5 protein-coding genes are annotated in these 4,122 nt (G+C 32.8%); 2 read left to right on the forward strand and 3 right to left on the reverse strand.

The features are described 5' to 3' along the window. Both ACJAZK_RS14820 and ACJAZK_RS14825 read left to right on the forward strand, forming a co-directional pair. Positions 1–645, forward strand: a 645-nt coding sequence (locus tag ACJAZK_RS14820; protein ID WP_415224712.1) for a prolyl oligopeptidase family serine peptidase, incomplete at its 5' end; no start/stop codon positions are given. 69 nt (positions 646–714) lie between these two features. After that, positions 715–1,626, forward strand: a complete 912-nt coding sequence (locus tag ACJAZK_RS14825) for an ABC transporter ATP-binding protein (RefSeq protein ID WP_415224713.1) — start codon at positions 715–717, stop codon at positions 1,624–1,626. A gap of 259 nt (positions 1,627–1,885) precedes the next feature. On the opposite strand, the gene ACJAZK_RS14830 is transcribed toward ACJAZK_RS14825, so the two are convergent. From ACJAZK_RS14830 to ACJAZK_RS14840, 3 genes are all read right to left on the reverse strand, one after another. Further along, on the reverse strand, positions 1,886–3,337 hold the full coding sequence (locus tag ACJAZK_RS14830; protein ID WP_415224714.1) for a TlpA family protein disulfide reductase: 1,452 nt from the start codon (positions 3,335–3,337) through the stop codon (positions 1,886–1,888). A 48-nt stretch (positions 3,338–3,385) separates the two neighbouring features. Next, positions 3,386–3,952 (reverse strand): 4'-phosphopantetheinyl transferase superfamily protein, encoded by a 567-nt coding sequence (locus ACJAZK_RS14835; protein ID WP_415224715.1) that lies wholly within the window; start codon positions 3,950–3,952, stop codon positions 3,386–3,388. Further along, the coding region (locus tag ACJAZK_RS14840; RefSeq protein ID WP_415224716.1) for an acyl carrier protein at positions 3,949–4,122 on the reverse strand (174 nt) is incomplete at its 5' end. The genes ACJAZK_RS14840 and ACJAZK_RS14835, both read right to left, overlap by 4 nt.

Below are 4,122 nucleotides of genomic sequence, written 5' to 3' on the forward strand. Positions count from 1 at the left end.
TATGCAGTTCCTAATTTAAGAGGTGGTGGAGAATATGGCAAAGCATGGCATGATGCAGGAACACAACTTAAAAAGCAAAATGTATTTGACGATTTCATTGCAGCAGCAGAATATTTGATAGCTGAGAAGTATACATCTTCAGATTACTTAGCAATTAGAGGTGGTTCTAACGGTGGTTTATTAGTTGGAGCGACAATGACCCAACGACCAGACTTAATGAAAGTAGCATTGCCAGCAGTTGGTGTATTAGATATGCTGCGTTACCATACATTTACAGCAGGAGCTGGTTGGGCTTATGACTATGGTACCGCAGAGGATAACAAAGAAATGTTTGACTACCTTAAAGGCTATTCTCCAGTTCATAATGTAAAAGAAGGCGTGCAATATCCTGCAACAATGGTCACCACGGGAGATCATGATGATCGTGTGGTGCCAGCACATAGTTTCAAATTTGCTGCCGAGTTACAAGCCAAACAAACAGGAAACAATCCTACATTGATTCGTATCGAAACAGATGCTGGTCATGGTGCAGGAACTCCAGTATCTAAAACTATTGAGCAGTATGCAGATATTTTTGGATTCACACTTTATAATATGGGATTTGACGTCTTACCAAGCCAAACTAAAGAAAAAGTAAAAGGATAAAATTTTCTAAATATATTTAAAAGTCGCTCCGTCAAAGAGCGACTTTTTTTATAGTATTTTTGTAACGCTATGCTAAACGTAAAAGACCTTAACTTTTCTTATAAAAAAACACCTATTTTAAAAGACCTATCTTTTAAAGTTGAACAAGGTGAAAACTTAGCAATCATAGGAGAAAGTGGCTCAGGTAAAAGCACACTTTTAAAAGTATTGTATGGTGAATATGATCTTAACTTCGGAAATATCCACTGGAAAGATATCGAAGTCCTTGGTCCAAAACATAATCTGGTAGTTGGTTATCAGTTTATGAAATATGTGGCTCAAGAATTTGATTTGATGCCATTTATTTCTGTAGAAGAAAACATCGGAACCTTTCTCTCTAATTTTTTTCCAAAGGAAAAGAAAGAACGTACAGCAGAATTACTAGACATTGTTGAACTCACCTCTTTCGCTCAAACTAAAGTCAAAACACTTTCTGGCGGACAAAAACAACGTGTCGCTTTAGCAAGAGCCTTAGCAAAACAGCCTGAAATTATTTTACTAGATGAGCCTTTTAGTCACATTGATAATTTTAAAAAACAAGCCTTAAGACGCAATGTTTTTAAATACCTCAAAGAGAGAAATGTAACCTGTATTTTAGCAACTCATGATAAGGATGATGTATTAGGATTTGCAGATCAAATGATACTTCTCAACAATAATATAATAGAAGCTTACGATACTCCTGAAGCTTTATATAAAAATCCAAAAACACCATTAGTTGCTTCCTTTTTTGGTGAATTCAATATCATTAATGATAAAATTATTTATGCTAATCAACTCAAGGTTATTGAGATTTCCGAGTTAAAAGCAACTGTAATTACAAGTTATTTTAAAGGGAATTATTATCTAGTCGAAGCAGATTTAGATGGAGAGCGCGTTTTTTTTGAGAGCACTAATCAAATTAAAGAAAGTAGAGCTGTTTTCCTAGAAATACTATTATAAATCGTCTCTTTCAGTAAATTCCAATCCGGTCCGTTAGGCAATTCAATAGAAGAAAATTCTAAGTGCAACACGTCTTCGTTTATGAACTTTAAATTCTAACGAAGTGATGCTTTCTGGTTCTATTATGGTAGGCGACTGGCAGAAAAATGCGCCTTGGAAAAACAAAAGACGCCAAGATAAAAAGCGTAGATAATATACCTTAGAAAGGGAAAAAGTGGGCTGACTTCTGCTGGTCTGCTTTTTTGATTCTAAAAACCAATTAAATTTGATCCATTATTATTTTGAGAACTTCATCTGGCTTACCAGGTCTTGGCGCATTATTGGTAACAATTTCACCTTTATCGTTGACAATTAAATATTGTGGAATGGTAATCCCATTTTGAATTCGTGAGTGCTCACTTGCAAAATCTTTATAAAACTCCTGATTTGCTAAATGATGGTAGCCAGAAAGTTCATAATATTTAATGAGATCCATCCACTTGTCTTTCTCATTTTCTCGATCAAGAGAAATGAATAGCTTTTTATAGCCATTGTCTTCCAACATCCCTGCAATTTTATGGTTATTAGAAAATTCTTTCTTACAAGGTCCGCACCAAGTAGCCCAAACATCTATGTATAATTTTTGACCTTCAAATTCTTTAAGCAACTCGACTAAACTATTTATGCTTTCACCTTCAATAAATATTACTGATTGAGATAAGTCTTTTTTAATCTTTTCATGATAATCCCTTATTACAGATATATCACTTTTAAGATATTCTGTAAACTCACTATTAGGGTAATCCTTATTGAATTCATCAAAAGCGATTACCAAGCTTTGTTCATAATTTGTTTGTTTAGAATTATTAATAATATAATTTGCAAGCAAGTGCTCCCTAAAAGGCTCATCAATAACATTTTTAATAGCGCTTAAATAAATAGGATGTATACTATCTTTAGCATAGAACGCATAACGTTGTTCTTGTGAATATTTATTTTGTACTTCAGGATAGATTTTAGCTTCCATAACATAATCAGTCCAGTTTTGTGGTTTACTATGTACTTTATAAGGATACTTTTTATTGGCTCTGTCACTTAAGTCTTCGAAACTCTTTTTGTACTCATCTTCAACCTGACCCTTTCTGTAATCAGCAAGACTAACGATTGCATTGGCATAATAATAATCAATATCTATTTTTAATAATTCATGAAATTGATTGTCTATTTCTTTCTGCCCTTTAAGGTTATTAATTTGTACAATTTCTTTAGCTTTTAAATCATCAATATGAGTCTTTAATAAAACAGAAGTCGAATCCTTATCAAAATTATTCAAAAATGAAAAAGCTCCAGTTGGCGTTCTATCAAAAGTATTGTAAAGTTGTTGACCTTTAGCATTGTCACCAGAAAACACGATAGTACTATCTTTGAGAGTTATATTATAATTTTGATTGGTTAACAATATCATACCATACCTTTCCTTATTCAAAAGTAATCTCACATACTCTGGTTTCTCAATATTAAAACTGCCAGAATACTTATAGTCTGAATTTATTAATAGACTATCAACATTGTTATCCCACATTAAAATACCATCAATAGGTCTAAATAATTTTGGAGTCGCAAAAGAGTCGATGTCTGTTTCAATAGTAATTGTAGTTATGTCTAATTTTTCTTCTTTTTGACAACTTATAGTAACTGTTGCCAATACTAATATGGTAAATAACTTTCTCATAAGATTTATAATAGTATGTTCTGTTGTTCAAAAATACAACACGTTATTTTAATAAGCAAAACCAGAAAATCTCCCACAATGTGTCAGTGAAATTGGTTTTTGGGATTTTTCAGAATTAACGAAAACCTCAGGAACTCCAAGATGCGTTTTCTTAATACTTAAGACATTGTAATCTATCTTTTCGATTTCAGAAATCGATTTTAGTAACTGTTGTTTCAGCACATTACTTTGGATCCTGTATCCTTCCTTTTTAGTTTTAAAAACAGACGTACACACCTCTTGATTATGATCTTGTTTAGCAACAGTATAGACATAATCTTCTGTAATCGTTGATTCTGTGTAATAGCAATTATTATCTATTCTAACAATTCCTTTTTCTTCAACAGTAAGATCACACACCAAACGTTTCGGATTAAAAAAACGTTCACCAAATTGCTGCACATGAATTTTATAAGCAGCCTCTTTCATACTCCAAAGCAACCACACTGTTTGATGTTGATTTTCCGAAGAAAAAATAAGCGCTTGTTCGTTTAGCGCGAAAACTTTATCTAAAAAGCGAGGACGTACCCAACCGGTAGAACTATATTTTAAATCGACAATATCATTGCCTATCATTTTGCTGCTAATTTTTCGTTCACGACGTCCATAGCTGCTCTTACAGATATCATTTTTTCCATATCGTCGTTCTCAATTCTAATATTAAATTCATCTTCTACATCTAAAATCACATCGACTAGATTAGCCGAATTGATTTTCAAATCGTTAATAAAATCAGTCTCTTCAGA

It is taken from the genome of Psychroserpens sp., assembly GCF_047633235.1.
Taxonomy (GTDB): Bacteria; Bacteroidota; Bacteroidia; order Flavobacteriales; family Flavobacteriaceae; genus Psychroserpens.

What these genes read in the sequence shown, in the direction of transcription:
- ACJAZK_RS14825 (WP_415224713.1), top strand. Translation starts at nt 715, where the DNA reads ATGCTAAACGTAAAAGACCTTAACTTTTCTTATAAAAAAACACCTATT.
- ACJAZK_RS14830 (WP_415224714.1), bottom strand. Translation starts at nt 3,337, where the DNA reads ATGAGAAAGTTATTTACCATATTAGTATTGGCAACAGTTACTATAAGT.
- ACJAZK_RS14835 (WP_415224715.1), bottom strand. Translation starts at nt 3,952, where the DNA reads ATGATAGGCAATGATATTGTCGATTTAAAATATAGTTCTACCGGTTGG.